At 69.9% G+C, this 22,511-nt stretch carries 15 protein-coding genes; 11 read left to right on the forward strand and 4 right to left on the reverse strand.

Annotation, left to right across the window (positions count from 1 at the left end):
• Positions 1–5: 5 nt before the first annotated feature.
• A complete protein-coding gene (locus G5S38_RS05810; RefSeq protein ID WP_165065716.1) occupies positions 6–1,298 on the reverse strand; it encodes a glycosyltransferase in 1,293 nt (430 codons plus the stop codon).
• A gap of 117 nt (positions 1,299–1,415) precedes the next feature.
• Positions 1,416–2,333 carry a J domain-containing protein gene (locus tag G5S38_RS05815; protein ID WP_165065719.1) on the reverse strand — a complete coding sequence of 306 codons (918 nt, stop codon included), beginning with the start codon at positions 2,331–2,333 and terminating at the stop codon, positions 1,416–1,418.
• A 231-nt stretch (positions 2,334–2,564) separates the two neighbouring features.
• Between G5S38_RS05815 and G5S38_RS05820 the strand changes: the two genes are divergently transcribed.
• The 8 genes from G5S38_RS05820 (at position 2,565) to G5S38_RS05855 (ending at position 11,865) form a co-directional block, all read left to right on the forward strand.
• Entirely contained in the window at positions 2,565–3,044 is a 480-nt protein-coding gene (locus G5S38_RS05820; RefSeq protein ID WP_165065722.1) for a PPOX class F420-dependent oxidoreductase, read from the forward strand.
• A 27-nt stretch (positions 3,045–3,071) separates the two neighbouring features.
• Entirely contained in the window at positions 3,072–5,201 is a 2,130-nt protein-coding gene (locus G5S38_RS05825; protein ID WP_201276599.1) for a RecQ family ATP-dependent DNA helicase, read from the forward strand.
• Between the two features lie 24 nt (positions 5,202–5,225).
• Positions 5,226–5,717 (forward strand): glutathione peroxidase, encoded by a 492-nt coding sequence (locus tag G5S38_RS05830; protein WP_165065728.1) that lies wholly within the window; start codon positions 5,226–5,228, stop codon positions 5,715–5,717.
• A 181-nt stretch (positions 5,718–5,898) separates the two neighbouring features.
• The gene (locus G5S38_RS05835) at positions 5,899–6,687 is read left to right on the forward strand and encodes a DeoR/GlpR family DNA-binding transcription regulator (RefSeq protein ID WP_165065731.1); all 789 of its coding nucleotides are present in this window, start codon (positions 5,899–5,901) and stop codon (positions 6,685–6,687) included.
• Complete coding sequence (locus tag G5S38_RS05840) at positions 6,684–7,685, forward strand: 1-phosphofructokinase family hexose kinase (protein ID WP_165065734.1); 1,002 nt, start codon at positions 6,684–6,686, stop codon at positions 7,683–7,685. Before G5S38_RS05835 ends, G5S38_RS05840 begins: the two co-directional genes overlap by 4 nt.
• Entirely contained in the window at positions 7,682–9,736 is a 2,055-nt protein-coding gene (locus G5S38_RS05845; RefSeq protein WP_165065737.1) for a PTS fructose transporter subunit IIABC, read from the forward strand. The genes G5S38_RS05840 and G5S38_RS05845 overlap by 4 nt, the downstream gene beginning before the upstream one ends.
• A gap of 68 nt (positions 9,737–9,804) precedes the next feature.
• A complete protein-coding gene (gene ptsP / locus G5S38_RS05850) occupies positions 9,805–11,508 on the forward strand; it encodes a phosphoenolpyruvate--protein phosphotransferase (RefSeq protein WP_268921044.1) in 1,704 nt (567 codons plus the stop codon).
• A 78-nt stretch (positions 11,509–11,586) separates the two neighbouring features.
• Complete coding sequence (locus G5S38_RS05855) at positions 11,587–11,865, forward strand: HPr family phosphocarrier protein (protein ID WP_165065739.1); 279 nt, start codon at positions 11,587–11,589, stop codon at positions 11,863–11,865.
• Positions 11,866–11,958: 93 nt separating this feature from the next.
• Here the strand turns inward: G5S38_RS05855 and G5S38_RS05860 are convergent, their stop codons facing one another.
• Positions 11,959–15,387 (reverse strand): TM0106 family RecB-like putative nuclease, encoded by a 3,429-nt coding sequence (locus tag G5S38_RS05860; protein ID WP_165065741.1) that lies wholly within the window; start codon positions 15,385–15,387, stop codon positions 11,959–11,961.
• A 184-nt stretch (positions 15,388–15,571) separates the two neighbouring features.
• Between G5S38_RS05860 and G5S38_RS05865 the strand changes: the two genes are divergently transcribed.
• The gene (locus tag G5S38_RS05865) at positions 15,572–16,432 is read left to right on the forward strand and encodes an aldo/keto reductase (protein WP_165065744.1); all 861 of its coding nucleotides are present in this window, start codon (positions 15,572–15,574) and stop codon (positions 16,430–16,432) included.
• A 108-nt stretch (positions 16,433–16,540) separates the two neighbouring features.
• Here G5S38_RS05865 and G5S38_RS15840 read toward each other — a convergent pair whose 3' ends face one another.
• Positions 16,541–20,341 (reverse strand): cell wall-binding repeat-containing protein, encoded by a 3,801-nt coding sequence (locus tag G5S38_RS15840; RefSeq protein WP_165065747.1) that lies wholly within the window; start codon positions 20,339–20,341, stop codon positions 16,541–16,543.
• A gap of 201 nt (positions 20,342–20,542) precedes the next feature.
• On the opposite strand from G5S38_RS15840, the gene G5S38_RS05875 reads away from it, so the two are divergent.
• On the forward strand, positions 20,543–21,358 hold the full coding sequence (locus G5S38_RS05875) for a CPBP family intramembrane glutamic endopeptidase (protein WP_165065750.1): 816 nt from the start codon (positions 20,543–20,545) through the stop codon (positions 21,356–21,358).
• Positions 21,359–21,488: 130 nt separating this feature from the next.
• Complete coding sequence (locus G5S38_RS05880) at positions 21,489–22,460, forward strand: glycosyltransferase (RefSeq protein ID WP_165065753.1); 972 nt, start codon at positions 21,489–21,491, stop codon at positions 22,458–22,460.
• The last annotated feature ends 51 nt before the right edge of the window (positions 22,461–22,511 follow it).

Below are 22,511 nucleotides of genomic sequence, written 5' to 3' on the forward strand. Positions count from 1 at the left end.
GGCACTCAGGACATCGCGGCCCTCGGGGCGCCGCGGCCGGCTGCGTTGTGCAGCTCGCGTTCGATGGTCTCGAGTGGCGTGTACTGCGAGATGGCGCGCTTCATGTGGCCGGCCTTGCCGCGGAACGTCGGATCGGCCAGCACCTTCTGCACCGCACTCGAGATCGCCGACGGGCTCGGCGAACCGGTGCGCAGGTTCACGCCGACGCCCGCCCACGCGACGCGCGCGGCGACCTCCGGCTTGTCCTCGGTGTCGCCCGCGACGACGATCGGCACGCCGTAGCGCAGCGCCTGCTGCACGCCGCCGTACCCGCCGTTCGTCACGAACACGGCGGTCTTCGGCATCAGCAGGTCGTATGGCAGAAACTCCGCGACCCTCACGTTGTCCGGCAGCTCGCCGAGGTGGGCGCCACCGGTGCTCACGACCACGAGTACGTCGGTATTGCCGAGCGCCTCGATGGTCGGCAGCACGAGCTTGGACAGGTCGGCGTTGTCGATGGTGCCCTGGGTGACGTGCACGATGGGGCGCCCGTCGTCGAGGTCGTCCCACCACGGCGGCACCGTGACGGTCGGGCTCGGAACAGGCACCGGTCCCGCGAACCAGGTGTTCTCCGGCAGGTCGCGGCGCGGGTACTCGAACTCCTTCGGCGCGAGCTGCAGGAACTTGTCGAACGTCGTCGACACGTCGAGCACGAAAGGTGCGGGGGTGGTCGCGCCGAGGCGGAGGGCCATCCGCTCGGCGGCCTGCTGCGTCTTGCGGAACACGACGCGCTGCATCGCGAGGGTCAGCACCCGGTTGCGGAGACGTCGGAACGGCCCGGGTCCTGGCGCCAGGCCGAGCCCGAACGGCGCGACGTCGCGACTGGTCTGGGTGAGCGGGATCACGCCGGCCCCGATGATCGGCGGGCGGCGCTTGCCACCGAGAATCAGCGGCATGATGCCGGTGAAGGTCGAGTCGACGAGGATCGCGTCGGGCTCGTCGTTCTCAATGACCTCGGTCACGGCCTTGAGCTGGTCGGGAATGGTGCGTACGAAGAGCTCCTGCATGTCGCCCTGCAGTCGCGCGAGCTGGCGGCGACGGCTGCGGTCGGGGGTCTTCGCGAACACCGCGGCGGTGTCGACGTCGGCGATGCCGGTCAGCGAACGGAACTCGACGCCGCCCGCCACGACCCGCTTCTCGAATGCACTGCCGGTGAGCATGATGACTCGGTGTCCACGGGTCACGAGGTACTCGGCGATGCGCAGCATCGGGGCGACGTGCCCGTAGGCGGGGGTGCTGCAAACGAGCAGGGTGGCCATGCGTTCTCCCGGGGGCTGGAGGGTGGGTGAATCCCCCAGCCTGTCAGTACGGCGCTCCCCCCGCCATCCCTTGCGGGTTGCGGCGAAGTCTGCGAGTCATGCCTCGCGGGAGGCAGCTCAGACGAAGTGGATGCCGGCCTGCAACTTCGTGCGGACATCGAAGAGCTGTGTGCCATCGACCAGGTCGAGGCCCTGCAGCCCGTTGCGCAGGAAGCCGGGGAGCACCGACCTGCGCACGGCCACCGTCGCGGCGCCGCGCAGCGGACCGAGGTCGACGATGGGTTCGCCGAGGTGGTCGTCGGGCAGCACGATCACCAGCGCGGTGAAGCGCACCCGCATCGACCGGGTGAGGGTCTTCGCGCGCGCGCCGAGTTCGTGCATCGGGCGGTGGTCGCCGACGGCCGCACCGATCAGCTCGCCGCGCTTGACGCGTACCGGTTCCCCGAAGTCCTCGGAGAGGATCGCGTACAGGCCGGTCGGGCCGAGCACGACGTGGTCGATCTTCTCCTCGGGGGCGCCGGTCGCCACGTCGTGCCAGACGGTCCAGCCGATGCCGAGGTCGGCCAGCATGGTGGCGGTCGCCTCCTCGGCGAGGGCGTCGGCGAGGGTGTGCCGGATCTCCTGCGGGGCTCGCCGCACCAGGGTCGGGTCGTAGGGGTCGTCGATGTCGGTGCCGCGTCCGACCCACTCGCGCATCATGCCGAGGAAGCGCTGGCGTCGCCACCCGCCGGGGTGGCCGTACGCTTTGGCGCGCGGCCGGGTGTCCTGCCGCGGCCGCGACCCGGGCGTCGCCCATGACGCGTGCGGCGCGCTCGAGCTGCCCGATCCGCCCCGGTCGTAGATGGCGCGGTCGGTGGGGGTGCCGACGCGTTCCCATGCCTGCTGCACGGCGACGAAGAGGGCGGCGTCGCCCCCGGTGTCGGGGTGCGACTGCCGCAGCATCCGTCGATATGCCTTGCGCAATTCGTCGTCGGTCGCGGTGGGCGGCACGCCGAGCACGTCGTAGGGCGTGGCGGAGATGGGGCTGTCGGGCATCGGTCACTTTCTCGTCTGCCGGCGATGGTGTCAGTGCGGCTGGCGCAGCGGATGGCACGTGGGTGGAGCAGGCGGCTCTTCGAGGATACCGATGAGGATATCGGCAGTCGGCTTTGCACCCGCTGGGACGGGTGGTTGGCACAGCTGGGGCGGCTGGGGCGGTGGCCGTGCAGTGGTTGGTGGGGTGCCCCCCGGCCTGACCGTGTCACCGGGCGACCGTACCCTTGGTGCATGGCTCGCTCTATCGCAACGAACACCTCCGTCGACCGTGACGACCTCCTCGACTTCATCCGTCCGCGGCACAGGATGCTGCTGGCGACGACTCGCGCGGATGGCCGCCCGCAGCTCTCCCCCGTCTCCGGGGGCGTCGACGCCGATGGCCGCATCGTCATCGCGACGTACCCGGCCCGCGCGAAGACGCGCAACGCCGAGCGCGACGCCCGGGTGTCGGTGCTCGTGCTCTCCGATGAGTTCAACGACGCGTGGGTGCAGGTCGACGGCGAGGTCGAAGTGCTGCACATGCCAGAGGCCGCCGACGGGCTGGTCGACTACTTTCGCTGCATCTCGGGCGAGCACCCCGACTGGAACGAGTACCGCGAGGCGATGGCCGTGCAAGACAAGTCGTTGCTGCGCATCACGCCCACCCGCTGGGGTCCGATCGCGACCGGCGGGTTTCCGGCCGACGTCGCAGCTCGTCTCGACGGGAAGTAGACCGTGACCGATCCGGCGGCGGGACCCGTGACCGAGACTGCCGGCGAGTCCGTCAGTGCATCCGGCACGAAGGCGGAGGCACTCGAGATCCTGCGCACCCTCGTCGGCCGCGACGATGCCACATTCCACGAGGGACAGTACGAGGCCATCGACACCCTCGTCGACCGCGGGCGTCGCGCGCTCGTCGTGCAGCGCACCGGGTGGGGCAAGTCCGCGGTGTACTTCGTCGCGACACTGCTGCTGCGCCGCCGCGGCGCGGGTCCGACGGTGCTCGTCTCTCCCCTGCTCGCCCTGATGCGCGACCAGGTCGCCGCGGCCGCCCGCGCCGGTGTGCGCGCGGTCGCGATCAACTCGGCGAACGCGCACGAGTGGACCGATGTGATGCAGCAGCTGCAGAACGACGAGGTCGACGTGCTGCTGGTGTCACCCGAGCGGCTGAACAACCCGCGGTTCCGGGAGGAACAGTTGCCCGCCCTCGTCGCGCGTGCCGGCTTGCTCGTCGTCGATGAGGCGCACTGCATCTCTGACTGGGGGCACGACTTTCGTCCGGACTACCGGCGCCTGCGCGACCTGATCGCCCAGCTGCCCGACACCGTGCCGGTGCTCGCCACCACCGCGACCGCGAACAGCCGCGTGGTCGCTGACGTCGCCGAGCAGCTCGGCGCCCACGAATCGGGGAATGGCAGCAGCACCGACGTCGTCACCATTCGCGGGCCGCTCGCCAGGGCATCGCTGCGCCTCGGGGTGCTGCGGCTGCCCGACGCGCAGGAGCGCCTCGCCTGGCTGCTCAGTCACATCGACGAGCTGCCCGGCAGTGGAATCATCTACACCCTGACCGTCTCGGCCGCCGAAGATACGGCGCGTCTGCTGCGTGATGCCGGACACGAGGTGCACGCCTACACCGGGCGCACCGACATTGCCGAGCGCGAGCGGCTCGAAGACAGCCTGAAGCGCAACGAACTCAAGGCCCTGGTCGCGACGAGTGCCCTCGGCATGGGATTCGACAAGCCCGACCTCGGTTTCGTGCTGCACATCGGTGCCCCGTCGTCGCCGGTCGCGTACTACCAGCAGGTCGGGCGTGCCGGTCGCGCGACGGATAACGCCGACGTGCTGTTGCTGCCCGGACCCGAAGACGAAGCGATCTGGAACTACTTCGCCACCGCGTCGATGCCCACCGAGGCGACCGCGCTGGCCGTCATCGACCAGCTCGGCAGCACTCCGCTGTCGACGCCCGCGCTCGAGGCTCGTGTCGACTTGCGCCGCAGTCCGCTGGAGCTGCTGCTCAAGGTGCTCGACGTCGACGGAGCGGTGCGTCGCGTGCAGGGTGGCTGGGTCTCGACCGGGGTGCCGTGGGTGTACGACGCAGAACGCTACGAGCGAATCGCCGCCGCGCGGGTGGCCGAGCAGCAATCGATGCTCGACTACGAGAGCGGCCCCGGGTGTCGTATGGACTTCCTGCAGAGGGCATTGGATGACGACACCGCCGTTCCGTGTGGACGCTGCGACCGGTGCGCCGGGGTCTGGTTCCCCACGTCCATCGAGGGCACCGCGGTCGCCTCTGCTTCCGCATCGCTCGACAGGGTGGGCGTGGTCATCGAGCCGCGCGCACAGTGGCCGAACGGTATGGATCGCCTCGGCATCCCGGTGAAGGGCAACATTCCCGTCGGGGAGCGGCTGGAACCCGGTCGCGCGCTCGCCCGGCTGACCGACCTCGGCTGGGGCGGGGCGCTGCGTGAGGTCTTCGCGCCGGGTACACCGGATGCCCCGGCGTCGCCCGCGATGATCGCGGCGTGTGTGCGCGTGCTTACCGGGTGGGGGTGGGACGAGCGTCCCGTCGCCGTGATGAGCGTGCCGTCGCGCCGTCACCCGTTGCTCGTGGCATCCGTCGCCGAAGCTCTCGCGAGCGTGGGCCGGTTGCCCTACCTCGGTGCGCTCGAGATGGTCGACGGTGGGCCGGAGGGTGACCCGGGCGGCAACAGTGCATACCGGTTGCGCGGGGTGTGGGAGAGATTCGCGGCGCGCGATGTTCCGTCGGGTTCACCCGTGCTGCTGGTCGACGACCTGGTGGACAGTCGCTGGACATTGACGTCCGCCGGTCGCGCCATTCGTCGCGCCGGGGCGTCGGCTGTGCTGCCGTTCACCCTCGCCGTTCGCTGAGCAACCTGGTCGTACACTCCCCCTATGTCACTCGAGAACATCCCCCTCACGACCATCGACGGCCAGACCACTTCGCTTGCCGAGTACTCCGACAAGGTGATCCTGGTCGTCAATGTCGCGTCGCGATGCGGCCTCGCGCCCCAGTACGAGAAGCTCGAGGCATTGCAGAAGACCTACGGCAATCGTGGTTTCACCGTGCTGGGCTTTCCCAGCAACCAGTTTCTGCAGGAACTCAGCGACACCGACGCCATCAAGGAGTACTGCTCCACCACGTGGGGGGTCACTTTTCCGATGTTCGACACCGTACGGGTGAACGGGCGGTCGCAGCATCCGCTGTACGCCGAGCTGGTCAAGACGCCCGATGCCAACGGCAAGGCGGGTCGGGTGAAGTGGAACTTCGAGAAGTTCCTCATCACCACCGACGGTGAGGTTCACCGCTTCCGTCCGACCACGGAGCCGGATGCACCCGAGATCGTGAGCATCATCGAGGCGGGCCTGCCGGCGACGCAGGGCTGATCGACGCAGCTCTGATCGACGCAGGGCTGAGTGCCCTGGAGCGACGAGCTCGTTCTCTATGCCCGCGTATCTGTGTTTGTCTGCGTTTCATTGACATTCACAGAAACACGGGGGTAACATAAGACCAATCAAAGATCAAGTTCCACTCAGATCAAGCTCCACTCATCGTCGAGGAGGCACCGTGTTCGCCGAAGAACGCCAGCTGGTCATTGCCGATCTCGTCACCGATCTCGGCCGCGTCACCGTCACCGAACTCGCCGCGCAGTTCAACATCACTCAAGAGACCGTTCGTCGCGACCTCTCCGCCCTCGAGGCATCCCGACGCCTGCGCCGTGTGCACGGCGGCGCCGTCGCCCTCGACCGGCTCAGCATGTCGGAGCCCAGCCTCGAAGATCGCCAGAAGCACCGCCTCGACGAGAAGTCCCGCATCGCGAACGCCGCGCTCGAGATGATCCCCGCGAGCCGCACCGGCTCGATCGTGCTCGACGCCGGCAGCACCACCGAGCGCATGGCCGACGGCCTCATGGAGTGGAGCCCGCGCTCCCCCGGCGACCAGCTGCTCGTCATCACCAACGCCCTCCCCGTCGCGACCCGGCTCTCGGCCAACGCCGACCTGCAACTGCAGGTCCTCGGCGGACGGGTTCGCGGCCTGACCCGCGCGATCGTCGGCTCCAGCACCATCGCCGCCCTCGACGAACTGCGCCCCGACATCGCCTTCGTCGGCGCGAACGGCATCGACGCCGGCTTCGGGCTCAGCACCCCCGATGCGGTCGAGGCCGCCGTGAAGTCCGCCATCGTGCGCAACGCCCGCCGCGTCGTGGTGCTCGCCGACTCGTCGAAGCTCGGCGTCGAGACGCTCACCCGATTCGCCATGCTCACCGACATCGACACCATCGTCACCGACGCCCCGCCACCCCGAGACCTAGCCGACGCACTCGCTGCCGCCGACGTGGAAGTAGTCATCGCGTGATCATCACCCTGACCCCCAACCCCAGCCTCGACCGCACCATCGAGCTCGCCGCCCCGCTCGCCCGCGGCGACGTGCAGCGCGCGGTCGCCGCCCACCAGGAACCCGGTGGCAAGGGCGTCAACATCGCCCGCGCCCTCGAGGCATCCGCAATCGAGAGCCTCGCAATCCTGCCGGGCGACGCCACCGACCCGGTGCTGGTCGCCCTGCGCGACCAGGGCATCCCGCACCTCGGGGTGCCGATCGGCGCGACACTGCGCAGCAACGTCGCCATCACCGAACCCGACGGCACCACCACCAAGGTGAACGAGCCCGGCCCGGTCATCTCGCCCGAGCAGGAGCTCGCCATCGTCGACCTCGTCGTCGAACGGGCAGCCGGAGCCCACTGGCTGGTGCTCGCCGGCTCCCTTCCGCCCGGGGTATCACCAGACCTGTACGCGCGCATCATCGCCCGGGTGCGCGCAGCCCTCGGCGACACCGCGCCGAAGATCGCCATCGACTCCTCAGGCATTCCGCTCGCCGCCGCGCTCGCATCGCAGCCCGACCTGCTCAAGCCCAATGCCGAGGAGCTCGCCGAGCTCACCGGCATCGGCAACGCCGACGACCTCGAAGCCTCGCCCCGCCGCGCAGCCGATGCCGCGCGCACCCTCATCGACCTCGGTGTCGGAGCGGTGCTCGCCACCCTGGGGTCGAAGGGTGCCGTGCTCGTCACCGCCGCCGGCAGCTGGCTCGCGACATCCCCGCCCATCGTCGCCCGCAGCACCGTCGGCGCCGGCGATTCCTCGCTCGCCGGCTACCTGCTGCGCGACCTGTCGGGTGCCGGAGCTCCCGAGTGCCTCCGTCAGGCGGCCGCTCACGGTGCCGCCGCGGCATCCCTCCCCGGCTCAACAGTTCCCGCCATGCATCAGACCGACCCCGATGTCGTCACCGTGACGCCATTGGACCCCGACGTCGTCACCGTGACGTCATCGGTGACCCATCCAAAGGAGGATGAACAGTGAGTGCACTGATCACACCGGAGCTCGTCGCTCTGGACAGCAACCTCGGAACGGCCCCGCCCGAGGTGATTCGCCACCTCGCCGGCCTCGTCGTCGACGCGGGTCGCGCAACCGGGGTCGACGACCTCTACGCCGACGCCATCGCCCGCGAGAACAAGACGTCGACCGGTATCCCCGGCGGCATCGCCATCCCGCACTGCCGCTCCACCGCGGTACTCGAGCCCACGCTCGCGTTCGCGCGGCTCACCCCGCCGGTCGACTTCGGCTCGAAAGACGCCCCGGCCGACCTGGTCTTCTTCATCGCGGCACCGGACGGCGCCGACCAGGAGCACCTCAAGCTGCTCTCGAAGCTCGCCCGCTCGATGATGAAGAAGGACTTCACCGCAGCGCTGCGGGCCGCGACCTCCGCCGAGGAGGTCGTCGCGCTGGTCGACGCGGTCGTGAGCCCCGCACCCGTCGGCGTGGGAGCCGCAGCTTCCGGTGTTGCCGCTGGCGCAGCATCCACCCCCAGCACCTCGACCGGATCGGCCAGCGACACCGCAGGCCAGAAGCCCGCCGGCCAGGTCAAGCGCATCGTCGGCGTGACCGCCTGCCCCACCGGCATCGCGCACACCTACATGGCAGCCGACGCCCTCATCGCCGCAGCGAAGGAGGCCGGCGTCGAGATGCAGGTCGAGACGCAGGGTTCCGCGGGAGCAACGCCCCTCGACCCCGCCGTGATCGCCGCAGCAGACGCCGTGATCTTCGCAGTCGACGTCGACGTGCGCGGACGCGAGCGCTTCGCCGGACTCCCGGTGATCAACGCCCCCGTCAAGCGCGGCATCGACGAGCCAGGCGTGATGATCGCCGAGGCCGTCGCCGCCTCGGAGAACCCCAATGCCCGCCGCGTACAGGGTGGTGGCGCCGCGTCGTCGCACGAAACCGCCGAGGCCAACGAGCACTTCGGGCAGAAGCTCAAGCGAGCACTGCTCACCGGTGTCAGCTACATGATCCCGTTCGTCGCCGGCGGCGGCCTGCTGATCGCCCTCGGGTTCGCCTTCGGCGGATTCCAGATCACGGATGTCGCAGACGACGTGGTGCTCAACAACAGCCTGTTCAACCTGCCAGACGGCGGCATCCTCACCTACCTCGGTGCGGTGCTGTTCAAGATCGGTGCATTGTCGATGGGCTTTTTGGTCCCGGCCCTCGCCGGGTACATCGCCTTCGCCATCGCCGACCGGCCGGGTATCGCACCCGGGTTCGTCGCGGGTGCCGTCGCCGGCTTCATGGGCGCCGGATTCCTCGGCGGCATCGTCGGTGGACTCATCGCGGGCGTCGCCGCGGCCGCCATCGGCCGCATCAGCGTTCCGCGCTGGCTGCGCAGCCTGATGCCGGTGGTCATCATTCCGCTGGTCGCCTCGATCGTGGCATCCGGACTCATGTTCGTCGTTCTCGGCGGACCGATCGCCCTGCTCACCGTCGGCCTGAACGACTGGCTGTCGGGCCTCACCGGGGCATCCGCTGTGCTGCTCGGCATCATCCTGGGATTCATGATGGCGTTCGACCTCGGCGGACCGGTCAACAAGGTCGCCTATGCCTTCGCCGTCGCCGGCCTCGGCGCCGGATCGATCGACAACCAGGCGCCGTGGCAGATCATGGCCGCGGTGATGGGTGCCGGAATGGTGCCCCCGCTCGCCATGGCGCTCGCCACCGTGCTCGACCGCAAGCTGTTCTCGCTCAATGAACGCGAGAACGGTAAGGCGGCCTGGCTGCTCGGCGCATCGTTCATCTCCGAGGGCGCCATCCCGTTCGCCGCCGCCGACATCTTCCGCGTGATCCCCGCCAGCATCGTCGGCGCGGCCACCACCGGAGCGATCATCATGGCCACCGGTGTGACCTCGCAGGCACCGCACGGCGGCTTCTTCGTGTGGTTCGCCATCGGCAACATCGGCTGGTTCATCGCGGCGATCGCCATCGGCACCGTCATCAGCGCGCTCATCGTGATCGCCCTGAAGCGCTATGTCGGCAACAGGAAGACCCCGGTCGAGGCTGACGCAGCGCTGGTGGCGGCCTAACCTTAGGTGTCTGCGCCATTACCCCTCTGGCGCCACGACACTGAACATTCGAGAATCGAGGACGCTTCGTGTCAACCTCCACCCGAGCCCTGACCTTCACCGGAGTCGGCGTCAGCCCCGGACGCATCACGGGTGCGGTCCGGCAGATGCCGAAGCCCGTCAGCGAACCCCCCAAGGGCGAGCGACTGCCGCACAACCTGTCGGCGGATGACGCGGTGGTCAAGCTGCGCGCGGCAGCGAAGTCCGTGCAGGCCGACCTCAACCGGCGCGCGGGCAGTGCGCAGGGAGCGGGCAAGGCGGTACTCGAGGCGACCGCGCTGATGGCGGCCGATCCGCTGCTGATCAAGGCAGCGGTGAAGCTCGTCAACAGCGGGTCGTCGCCCGAGCGGGCCATCTGGGAATCCGGGGCCTCGGTCGCCGAGATGCTGCACAACCTGGGCGGCTACATGGCCGAACGTGCCACTGACGTGCTCGACGTGCGGGCGCGGATCGTCGCGGAACTGCGCGGCGAGCCCGCCCCCGGAATCCCGGTCGTCGACGAGCCGTTCGTGCTCGTCGCCGAAGACCTGGCCCCGGCCGACACCGCGACCCTCGACCCCACCAAGGTAACCGCGCTGGTCACCTCGGGGGGCGGGCCGCAGTCGCACACCGCGATCATCGCGCGCGCCCTCGGGCTGCCCGCGGTCGTCGCGGCGGAGGGCGTCGACGGCATCGCCGACGGCACCGAGGTGTTCGTCGACGGCGCTGCAGGAAGCATCCATGTCGATCCGACCGACGACGACCGTGCCGCGGCCGTCGCGTGGGCCAAGACCGCCGCGACGCTCGCCGTGTTCGGCGGCACCGGCGTCACGTCAGACGGCCACCGCGTGCAACTGCTGTCGAACGTCGGCGGCGCGAAGGACGCGATCGCGGCGGCGAAGGCGGGCGCCGAGGGCGTCGGCCTGCTGCGCACCGAGTTCCTGTTCCTCGGCCGCGACTCCGAGCCGTCGGTCGACGAGCAGGTCGAGGCGTACCGCGGCGTGTTCGACGCGTTCCCCGGCAAGAAGGTCGTCATCCGCACCCTGGATGCCGGCGCCGACAAGCCGCTGCCGTTCCTCACCGACGCGTCGGAGCCGAACCCGGCGCTCGGCGTGCGCGGCTACCGCACCGACTGGACCTCGCCCGGCGTTCTCGAACGACAGCTCTCGGCGATCGCCACGGCCGCCGACGGATCCGAGGCGGATATCTGGGTGATGGCCCCGATGATCGCCACGTCGGAAGAGGCCGAGCACTTCGCCGGCATGTGCGCCACGGCGGGGCTCAAGACCCCCGGCGTCATGGTCGAGGTGCCATCCGCGGCCCTCATGGCGCGGGAGATCCTCGACGAAGTCGACTTCGTGAGCCTCGGCACCAACGACCTCACCCAGTACGCGATGGCCGCCGACCGGCAGCTCGCACCCCTCGCCGCACTGAACAGCCCGTGGCAGCCCGCGGTGCTGCGCCTCATCCGCATCACGGTGGAGGGCGCCGATTCGCACGAGTCGCACAAGCCCGTCGGAGTGTGTGGGGAGGCGGCATCCGACCCCGCCCTCGCCGTCGTGCTCGTCGGCATCGGGGTCGCGACGCTGTCGATGACCGCCCGGTCGCTTTCCGCGGTCGGTGCCGTGCTCGCGAGCGTCACCCTCGAGGAGACCCGCGAACTCGCGCAGCTCGCGCTTTCTGCCCGCAGCGCGGGCGAAGCGCGCGACGCCGTGCGGGCGCGCCTGCCCATCCTCGAGGAGCTCGGGCTGTAACCGGGCCGAGCACAACCACCACCGAACGTCACCGCAGTACCGTTACCACTGTCACTACCGCCACCAGGAGGAACCCCTATGTCTGAACGCAAAGCCACCATCGCCAGCCGCGTCGGCCTGCACGCCCGCCCCGCAGGCATCTTCGCCGCCGCCGTCGGCGAGCTGCCCGTCGACGTCACCATCGCGATGGAAGACGACCCGGCCGAAGACGCCATGGACGCGGCGAGCATCCTGTCGCTGATGGCGCTCGGAGCCGGCAACGGCGACGTCGTCGTGCTGCGCGCCGAGGGAGAGGGCGCCGACCAGGCACTCGACTCCCTCGTGAAGATCCTCGAGACCGACCTCGACGCCGAGTAGGTCCCACCACCGCGTCACGCCGACGCCCAGAACGCCCGGGGTTCACGCCCCGGGCGTTCGTCGTTTTGTGCGGCTACTCCCCCACCAGTGCGGCTACTCCCCCACCAGCGTGATGAACGCGCTGAGCTGCGCGAGCCCGGCCACGCTCGTCGGCAGGTACCCGGTCAGCGCCGGCGAGTACAGCAGGTACGCCGACCACTGCGCCCGCGAGATCGCGACGGTCAGCCGGTTCGCGATCAGCAGGAACTCGACTCCGCGCGGCACCTCCGCCGCGTCCGACGCCGACAGCGACACGATCGCGACCGCCGCCTCGCGCCCCTGGAACTTGTCGACGGTGCCCACCGCGATGTCGCCGAGTCCCGCCGCCGCGAGCCGGTCGCGCAGAAGCTCCACCTGCGCGTTGTACGGCGCGACCACGATGATGCCGCGCTGCCCGAGCGGTGCCGTCACCCCGCCCGCGCTCCACGGCCGCCCCAGCAGGTCGAGCGCGAGCGCGACGACCTCGTCGGCCTCCTCGGGCGACGACGTCGAGTTGCCCGCGTGCGGTACCGGTATCGGGTGCAGTCCGGGCTCCACCCCGCCGAGCGATCGATCCGATGGATGCGACCGCAGCTGCCCCTCATACGACAGCCGTGACACGGGCGCGCAGACCTCGGGGTGCATCCGCCAGCTCGTCGGCAGAAAGTAGCCGAACTCGGGCGGCAGCACGCCGTGCCCGGCCGACAGCCAGCCGAGTGCCGATTCGTCGATCGGCTCCGGGTGCGTGCCCTGGCTCACCTGCGGAAGCTGCTGAGGGTCACCGAGCAGCAGCAGGCGTTCGGCGGCAACCGCCGACGCGATCGTGGTCGCGAGCGAGAACTGCCCGGCCTCGTCGACCACGAGCAGGTCGAGCGACCCGCGCGCAAACCTGCCCTCGTTGCTGAAGTCCCACGCCGTGCCGCCGATAACGCACCCGCCTTCCTCCGCCAGGAACGACGCGAACCCGGTGGGCGTGAGCGCGGTCCACCTCGCTGGCTCGTCGCCGTCACGCGGCTTCTCGCCGTCGCGCGGCTTCTTGCCCACGCGGGCGGTGTCGAGTCCGACCTCGAGCCCCGCCTCGACGACCGCGCCGAGCATGTTCTCGACCGCGGCGTGCGATTGTGCGACGACACCGATCCGCCAGCCGTGGTTCACCACGAGATCGACGATCACGTGCGAGCCGGTGAACGTCTTGCCGGTGCCCGGCGGGCCCTGCACGGCGAGGTAGGAGTGATCCAGCGCGAGCACGGTGTCGCGGATCGCGGCACGGAGGTCGTCGCCGGTGGCCGGGGTGATGACCGCTCCGCCGCGCAGCCGAGGGGGCTGCCGTCGAAGCAGGTCCAGCGAGGCATCCATTCGCATCCCGGGTAGCGCCGCGAGAACGCCGCGCCCCCACTCGGCGATCGCGGTCACCTGCGACCCGGCGGCCGGCGGGGTGCCAGGAGCCAGCGCCATCGGCAGCTCGGAGTAGTGCGGGGCCTCCTTCTCGAGCGTCTCCTCGACCACGATCGCGCCGTCATCCAACACCTCGCGCACGAGCACCTCGCGCACCGTGCGGGCGCCGGGGTCGCTGCTGCGGGTGATGGGCGGATACGGCTCGTCGTAGAGCATGAACGGCTTGCTGCCCGGCCCGATCGAGCTGCCGGGCGCGAGGGTGCCGCGAATCTCGAGGATGCGACGGTCGATCCTCTGCCTGCCCTCGCGGTGCCAGTCCCTGGCCACCTCGACGCTGTCGACCACGAGCACGTTGCGGGTGTCTGCCCACTCCTCCACCGGGGCGTTCAGGCGGGAGAAGTGCTCCCACCAGAAGCTCTTCTGCTCGCGCCGGTGGTAGTCGATCGCGGCGGAGGCCAGCGCGAGCGCGGTCTGGTCGGCGGTGCGCTCGAGCGGGGGGACGTGCTCGAGCAGCGCCGTGAGCGCGGTGACCACCTGGTCCGGTTCGCGGTCGACGAGCAGCGGTGCCTCTCCCGCGCGTCCGGCAGGCACGATGCCGTTGTCGTCGGCGCGGTCGAGCAACCAGTCGCGCAGTTTCAGCGTCGACCGGCAGTCGTAGCGGTTGTAGTCGGCGATCTCGTGGAGCACGCGCGCCGCGGCATCCATGTCTCCGGCCTCCTGTAGCTCGCGGGCGCGGACGTATTCGGTGATCGAGTCGGCCGCGTTGGCCACCCCGTCGCGCTCGTCGTCGCCCATGTAGAGCGGTTCGAGCTTCTTGAGCGAGTAGCTGCGGCTGCCTACCCGCACCGCTTTCTTGACGATCGGGTACAGGTCGACGAGCACCGAGCCGCGCAGCAGGTCGTCGATGGCCTCCTCGCCCACCCCGTGGCGCGCGGCAAGGCTGAGCAGGTGGGTGCGCTCGTATGCGGCGTAGTGGTAGACGTGCATTTGTGGATGCTTCGCGCGCCGCTCGGTGAGGTAGTCGAGAAAGTCGACCAGCGCCCGCCGCTCCTCCGCCAGGTCGTGGGCCCAGAACGCCACGAACGTCTCATCGGGCTCGACCAGCCCGAACAGGTAGTCGAGCCCCCACGCGTCGCCCTCTTGGTAGAGCGGGTCTCCCTCGAAGTCGAAGAAGATGTCGCCGGCGTCGGGGGCGGGCAGCGCCGCAAGGGCGGCCGGCGCGATCACGGCGTACGGCAGCGGGTTCTGGGCGGTGACGGGTTCGAGCTGCATGCGCGCCTGCTGCGCGAGCGACGCGAGGGTGGCCAGCGACATGTCGTCGATGGGGGTGGATGCCGCGGCCAGCTGGTCGATCGTCTCGATGCCCGCCGCACGCAGCGCGGTGCGCTGGCTGAGTCGCAGGCCGGCGACGAGCAGCACGTCGCGGTGCAGCTGCACCTGCTCGTCGCACGCGTCGCACCGCCCGCACGCCGTGTAGCGGGAGTCGCCCCACGGCGTCGGCAGCGGGTCGGCGACGCGCCCGTCGACGATCTGCTGCAGGCGCGCGCGGCGCTTGCGGTACACGGGCAGGATGTCGGCCAGCGCGTGGGTGCTGGTGCTGCCGTCGCCGAGCACGAGGTGCACCCGGTCGCCGATCGGGATGCCCGTGCGCACGAGCTGTTCCGCGTAGGCGGCGAGCTGCAGCAGCGCGGTGATCTTGGCCTTGCGGGCGAGCTTGGTGTCGTACACCTCGTAGCGGCCGTCGTCGGCGCGGATGATGAAGTCGGCGTACCCGAGAAATCGGCCGTCGAAGAACGCAGCCTGGAACACGGCAGCCGCGCCGGACTGGAACGCCGCGGTGGTCGCGGCCGCGGCGGCAGCGACCTCGCGCGCCGCCGGACGCTCGATCTCGACCACGTCGTGGGTGGTGCGCAGCCGGTCGAGAAAAGCCTGCTCGTGCACGTCGCCGAGCAGCCCGGTGCGCACGAGCATGTCGTCTTCGATGTGCGGAGGCGCGTCTATGCGGCCGAGTTTCGCGTCGAGGGAGCGCATCAGCGCCCACTCGCATGACGATGCCGCGGTGAGGTCGCTCGCCGAGTAGACGACGGTCTCGGGGTCGAGCAGAAACACGGCACTCCTTCGTGGCGCACCCTCGCGCGTGGCGGCCGTCGTCAGCGTAACCAATGTCAATCCCCCTCCCGGGGAAATACGCGGGCCCCCGTGCCGCGTTGTCCCCACCGTCGCCCCGCGTCAGCGGGGCACACCACGCAAGTCGCCCGTGCTCCAGCACTGGCGCAACGAACGGGAGAACCATATGACTGGCACCCACGCATCCGAATCGGGAACCTTCGCCATCGGCGGAGACCTCACCGTCAACCGTCTCGGCTACGGCACCATGCAGCTCACCGGCTCCGGAGTCTGGGGAGAGCCCCGCGACCCCGAGGAGGCCGCCAGGGTACTGCGCCGCGCCGTCGAGCTCGGCGTGAACTTCATCGACACCGCCGACTCCTACGGCCCCTCCGTCGCCGAGAAGCTCATCCAGACCGCGCTCGCCCCGTACAACGATGACCTCGTCATCGCGACCAAGGCCGGACTGACCCGCCAGGGTCCCGGAGTCTGGACGCCCGTCGGACGCCCGGAGTACCTGCGCCAGCAGGTCGAGATGAGCCTGCGCATCCTGAGCCTTGAGCGCGTCGACCTCTTTCAGCTGCACCGCATCGACCCCGCCGTGCCGCTCGAAGACCAGGTCGGCGAGCTCAAGGCGCTGCAGGACGAGGGCAAGATCCGCCACATCGGCCTGAGCGAAGTGAGCGTCGACGAGGTCGAGGCCGCCAGCAAGGTCGCCACCATCGCGACGGTGCAGAACCTGTTCAACCTCGCCAACCGCTCGGCCGAGCCGCTGCTCGACTACGCGGAGAAGAACAACATCGGCTTCATCCCGTGGTTCCCGCTCGCGACCGGAGAGCTCTCCGCCGCCGATGGCCCGCTGACCGCACTCGCCAAGCAGCACGACGCCACCCCGTCGCAGCTGGCACTGGCCTGGCTGCTGCGCCGCTCACCGGTGATCCTGCCGATCCCCGGCACGTCGTCTGTCGCGCATCTCGACGACAACATGGGCGGCGCCGCGATCACGTTGACCGACGCCGAGTTCGAGGAACTCAGCAACGCGGCCTGATCCGGGCTCCAGCGCCGGACTGGCGCGGTAATCGACGCCGAACGCCGGGCACATCGTGCCCGTCGTTCTCGCTGTTCTCGCTGTTCTCGCTGTTCGCTCGCGGAGCGCTCAGCTCGCGCAGCGCTCCATCGACTCGACCGCGGTGGAGACCGAGTGCGGCCCGCCGAGGATCACCGTGGCCGGTGCATCGTCGCCGAGACCCGCGATGTCAGCGATCATTCCGGCGGGAACGCAGCCGCCAGGCACGATGTAGAGCGGTGCGGCGATGAGTCCCGCGTAGGCGGTTCCGGCGAGGGCGTCAGGAAAGTTCTGCCCCGTCGCGACGAACACGGTGCTCGCCGACGCGAACGCCTCCTGGTTGACGTTGCGTGACACCTCGTACCGGTCGGCGCCGCCCAGGCGCACGGTCGGCGCGAGGGACTTCGCGGCAGCCTCGATACCTGTCGACACCGAGTTGGGTCCGCCCGCGATCACGATGTCGTCGACGTCGAGCGCGCGGATGGCGTCGCGCGTCGCAGGGTCGAGGGTGCCCGCGCGCCCGTTCACGAGCAGCACGGCGCCGCCCTGTGACCCGGCGGCCGCTCCCGCCGAGAGAGCGTCGGGAAAGTTCGCGCCGGTCGCGAGGTACACGCGAGAGGCGCCCGTGTCGCCGGCGCCGGTGTCGCCGGTGCTCGCGGTACCCGTTGTAATCGTGGTGCCCGCGGTACCGCCCCGCGCCGCGCCGCCCACCCTCGCGTCGGCGAACAGCGACGACGAGTCGCCGAACGCGTACTCGACGATGGCGCGGGATGCCGCGTAGCGGTCCGCCCCGCCGAGGCGGACGATCTCCGGCGTCAGGCGCGACAGCGACTCGTACACCGCGGCAGACACCGACGCGGTGCCGCCCACCACGACGATGCGCTGCGGCTTGAGCCGCGCCAGTTCGGCGGCCACGGCCCGCGGCACCGCGGTGGGCTGCACGAGCAGCAGAGGACCGCCCTGCGCTGCGGCCGCGGGAGCCGCGCTCAGGGCGTCCGCGTAGTCGGTGCCCTTGGCGATGTACACGACGGGCACCCCCGGGTCGTACCCGCGGGCGATGCTCACCGCCACGTCGTAGCGGTCGTCCCCGGTGTGGCGCTGCACCGCGGCATCCATTGCGGGAAGGGCGGTCGTGGATGCCGCGGCGCGCAGTGACACCGAGGCGGTCGTGTAGTTGTCTGCCGGCGAGAGGCTCCAGCCCACCGCGGTGGTGCCGGCGCCCGCGGCGCGCTCGACGATCGCGAGGCGGCCGAGGTCACGGCTGTCGTGGTCGACGTTGACGCGGGACGTTCCGCGCGCGGTGCCGGATGAAGAGACGGTGCCGCCCTCCTGCGTGGCGATCGCGCTGACCACGAGGGATCCGGCGGGGTTCGTCGGCACCGTCGAGGTGGTCGACGTGCCCCAGCCCCCGGAGTGCTTGACCGAGGTGCCGAACGGGTTCGCCTGGTCGACCCCGGTGTAGGTGCTGACGGCCGCCGAGGTGAGCACGTGGGCGCTCGACGTGATGGTGACCGCCGACTTTCCCTTGGGCGGGTTGACCAGGCCGTAGATGCTGACCCCGGTGACGTCGGTGAAGACGGCGCCCCGCAGGAGCGTCATCGGGCGGCCCGCGTAGGTGACCCGGGTGGTGGTGGCGGCACGGGTGCCGACCGTGACGAGGGCTACGCGGTTGTCACCCGATGCGGTGTGGCTCAGGGTGGCCACGTTGCGGAACCCGCTCGTACGCGAGGTGAGTGTCGTGGCGTCGAACTTCGGCGTGGAGCCCGACGGGTTCGGTGCGGGTGTCGGTGTCGGTGTCGGCGCGGGCGTCGGAGCGGGCGTCGGGTTCGGCGTCGGCACTGGCGTTGGCGTTGGTGCCGGTGTGGGAGTCGGCACTGGCGTCGGCACGGGAGTCGGCGCTGGCGTGGGCACCGTGCTCGAGCCGGCGGCGGCCCGCAGGCTGACCGCCGCGACGGAGTGGTTGTCCGACGGCGCGATGTTCCAGCCGATGGTCGTCGGGCCCGTGGTGGATGCGACCTGGTCGGCGACGGCGTGCCTGCCGAGGTTGGCGTCGTTGTGGGGCGAGTTCGCCCTGCCGGTTCCAAAGGTCGGCGTGACGGCCGCCGACGACCGCAGGGCGATGGCGTGCACGACGAGCGAGCGACCGGGGCTGGCAGCGACCGAACCGGTGGCACGGTCACCCCACGCGTCGGTGAGCTTCATGGTCGACCCGAACGGCGATGCCTGGTCGACGCCCACGTAGCTCGTGACGGTGGCCGAGGTGAGTACGTAGTTGTTGCTGCTCACGGTGACCGTCGCGGGGCCGGTGGGCGGGTCGACCAGGCCGTAGATGCTGACGCCGCTGACGTCGGTGTGGATCGCGCTCTGCAGCAGCGTCATCTGGCGCCCCGCGTAGCTGACGCCGGTGGTGGTGGCGGCCCGGGTGTTGACGGTGACGATTGCGACGCGGTTGGTGCCCGCGGCGGTGTGGGTCAGGGTCAGTTCCTTCTGGTAGCCGGTGGTCGGCGACGAGGAGCTGGCGGCATGGAACGCGGGAGCCGCTCCCGCGGCAACCTCGGGCGCGGGCGTCGGTACGGGTGCTGGGGTCGGGGTCGGGGTCGGCTTCGGCTCGGTGACCGCGGAGTCCGGCGCCGGCGTGGGCTTCGGAGTGGGCACAGGCACGGTCGGCGTCGGCGCGGTCGCGGTCCCGGGCTGGTAGCTGAACGTTCCCTGGCCCCGCCATTCGCCGGCCTTCGCGACGTTGGCGTCATACGATGCCTGCTGACCGTTCGGGGTGTTGAAGGTGCCGTCGTACGAGCCGTGCTGTCCGACCAGGTTCGGGTAGAAGTGCGCGGCGTAGTAGTAGTTGCTGTCTCCGCCGACCGGCTTTATCCACGGGCCACCCGGGTGGTACGAGGTGATCGAGTGCACGCCGGAGTACGACCCGGTGGGCACCACGATGGTCTTGGTGAAGCCGACACTGGTTCGCAGCCAGGTGTAGATGTCCTGCGAGATGGTCTCCCACTGGCCGGGCGACACGTTCGCCGGTTCGTTCACCATGTCGAACCAGACGAGTGCCGAGTGGTCCTTGAGCGTGATCGACTTTCCGGTCTGGTCGACCATCGTGGCGTTGAGCAGCTTGCTGACGTAGTCCTTGTAGTGACCGAGCGCGGTGGGGTCGGTGAGCGGCTTGCCGAACATCTTGGCGTAGTCGCCGCCATTGCCGGGGTGCAGCACGTCGAGCATGATGTCGACGTCGGCGGTGGCAGCGTTGTTCAGCATCGAGGTGATGTGGTTCAGGTTGTTCTGGTCGAGCGATCCACCGGGCGTCGGGTAGACGAACGCGGGGCCCACCGGGTAGCGCGCCATGGTCATGCCGCGTGAGCGGTGGTACGTCCAGTCGGCGACCGACGGCGACGTCGACCCGTTGAAGAACTCATGCCCGGCGTAGTTGACGCCGGTGAACGGCACAGCATCGCCGTAGTGCGACTCGACGGTGCTGGCGGAATCCTCGGCGCCCCAGGCACCGGAGCCGCCCTTCTCGTAATACCCGACGTTGTAGTCGGTGCCCCAGTGGTGGCCGGTGGCCCAGGCGGTCCACGCGATGCCGTCCTTGGCGAGGCGGTGCAGCACGATGTCCTGCAGCGCGTTCCACTTGGCCTGCTCGGCCGCCGGGCGGTCGTTCGGAATGCCGAACTCCCCCATGAAGCCCTTGTTGCCACCGAGCCAGCTGCGGAACTTGGCCGCGTGCGTGACCGCCATGCTCTGCAGGTCGTCGGCCGGCGTGAATGTCTGTGCCGCCGCGGCCGACAGGGCCTGCGATGCGGCGACCGATGCCGCCTGCGATGTCACCAGCCCATCGGCCGCGCTACCGCTGGCCGCTGACGCGGGAAGAGCCGTTGTTACCACCACGATCCCTGCGACGAACGCCCCGGTTACTGCTTTCCACGAACAGAGTCGTGCCCCCATGAATTTATTCACTTTTACTTCCCCCCAGAAGTACCACCCCGGCATACGCGGCGTGGCAAGCAGAATGTACCACCCCCGGGGTACGCGCTCGGCCACAGACGTCGCCGTATGGGATGCCCGGCGGGTGGATGGCATGCTTGAGGCATGGTCATTGCAGAGCCCACGCTTGTTCGGCAGTCGTCATGGGGGCTCGTTCCCGCGGCGGGAGTGTCGGCATCCGCCGTGCTGATCTTCGCCCTGCAGTACGCGGTCGCGGGGTACGCCACCCTCGTGGTCAGCCTGGTCGTCGCCTTTCTCGTCAATCGACCCCTGGCCAGCGATTTGCTCACCATCGCGATCGGGCTGGCGATCATCAGCTCGATCTCGGTCGAAGCAAATATCGACTACTGGAACATCGTGCTCATGGGCACCGTGATGACCCTCGCAGTGCTGGTTCCGTTCCTCATCGACCGGCGCATCCACAAGCGGCGCACCATCACATTTCCGATCCGCACCGGGCAGAAATGGAGCCGCCTCGAGAAGTCGTATCTTTTTCTCGTCGTGCTGCTCGGATGGGCGATCCTGCCCACGTATTTCATCGGATCCGGCGCCTACCAGAACTGGCCGTCGATCTCCGAGCCCGACGAGATCGGTCGCCTCTTCGTCGGTGTGAACGCGGTCGGCATCTGGGACGAACTGTTCTTCATCTGCACGATCTTCGCGCTGTTCCGTCGCCACTTTCCGCTCTGGCAGGCCAACATCCTGCAGGCGATCATCTTCGTGTCGTTCCTGTGGGAGCTCGGCTACCGCGAGTGGGGCCCGCTGCTGACGATTCCGTTCGCCCTCCTGCAGGGGTACATCTTCCAGAAGACGAAGTCGCTCACCTACGTGGTCTGCGTGCACCTGCTGTTCGACCTCGTGGTGTTCCTGGTGCTCGTGCACGCGCACAACCGGGACTGGCTGCAGATCTTCATCTACTGACCAGCGGCGTCGGCTGGCCGACTCGCTCCAGCGGCGCTCGCCCGGCGCCGGGCGAACAACGGGTGAACGTCTTGACGACACGGTGCACAGCCAGCCGCAGCACGTCGGGTCGGCGACGTACGGTGAGCACATGACCGCCGTGCGCTCGCGCCAGCCCCCTCCCGACGACGGCCCGCCGACCGTGCCACCGCGCGTCTCGGTCGTCATCCCGGCGTGGAACGAAGAGGCGCGCATCACCCGGTGCATCGCGGCCGTGCTCGCGCAGACGCGTGCGGTGCACGAGATCATCGTCGTCGACAACCTGTCGACCGACCGCACTGCCGCACGGGTGCTGCGCATGATGGTCGAGCACCCAGACGCTCCCATCCGGCTCCTCGCCCAGGACGACGAACAGGGCCTGGTGCCCACCCGCAATGTGGGGTTGGATGCCGCGACCGGCGACATCATCGGACGCATCGACGCCGACACCATGCTCGAACCCACGTGGTGCGCGCAGCTCGTCGAGCTCATGTCGTCTCCCGCGGTCGACGCCGCAACCGGACCGGTGTCGTACTACGACATGCCGTTCGTCAGCGTGAGCGCCGGGCAGCGCATCGACGACCGCGCGCGGCGGGTGCTCCTCGGGCTGGGGCGCGAGTACCCGTTCGTGTTCGGCAGCAACATGGCACTGCGGGCGACGGCGTGGCGCAGCATCCGGTCCCAATGCTGCACCGATGAGGGCGACCTGATGCACGAAGACATCGACGTGGCGATCCACCTGCACCGCGCGGGGCTGACCGTCGCGTACTGTCCGGAGCTCATCGCGAGCATCTCGGCGCGACGGCTCGACACCTCACCCGGGCAGTTCTCGAGCTACATCGCCCGGTTCGACCGCACCTATCGCGCCCACGGCATCGCCCGCTGGTATCTGCGCGCCCCGCGGCTGGTGCTCGCACTCGCGTACTGGCCGCTGCACCTCGCGCGGCGCTGGTCGGTTCCGAGCCCGTTCGCCCGTGGAGTGGCGACGATCGGAGCGGTGGCGACCCTCGCCGGGCGTCGCGGCACGCCCGCCCGGGGCTCGGCTGCTGCCCCACCGACGAACGGCCTGCGCCGCGCCGGCTGACGCGCCTCAGACTCCGCCGCCGCCGCCGCCGCCTCCCCCGCCACCCGACGA

The sequence above is a fragment of the Marisediminicola senii genome, from assembly GCF_011057645.1.
Classification (GTDB): Bacteria; Actinomycetota; Actinomycetes; order Actinomycetales; family Microbacteriaceae; genus Marisediminicola; species Marisediminicola senii.

Coding starts and splice junctions, on each gene's coding strand:
- G5S38_RS05810 (WP_165065716.1), bottom strand. CDS start 1,298: ATGGCCACCCTGCTCGTTTGCAGCACCCCCGCCTACGGGCACGTCGCC.
- G5S38_RS05880 (WP_165065753.1), top strand. CDS start 21,489: ATGACCGCCGTGCGCTCGCGCCAGCCCCCTCCCGACGACGGCCCGCCG.
- G5S38_RS05865 (WP_165065744.1), top strand. CDS start 15,572: ATGACTGGCACCCACGCATCCGAATCGGGAACCTTCGCCATCGGCGGA.
- G5S38_RS05830 (WP_165065728.1), top strand. CDS start 5,226: ATGTCACTCGAGAACATCCCCCTCACGACCATCGACGGCCAGACCACT.
- G5S38_RS05855 (WP_165065739.1), top strand. CDS start 11,587: ATGTCTGAACGCAAAGCCACCATCGCCAGCCGCGTCGGCCTGCACGCC.
- G5S38_RS05875 (WP_165065750.1), top strand. CDS start 20,543: ATGGTCATTGCAGAGCCCACGCTTGTTCGGCAGTCGTCATGGGGGCTC.
- G5S38_RS05820 (WP_165065722.1), top strand. CDS start 2,565: ATGGCTCGCTCTATCGCAACGAACACCTCCGTCGACCGTGACGACCTC.
- G5S38_RS05815 (WP_165065719.1), bottom strand. CDS start 2,333: ATGCCCGACAGCCCCATCTCCGCCACGCCCTACGACGTGCTCGGCGTG.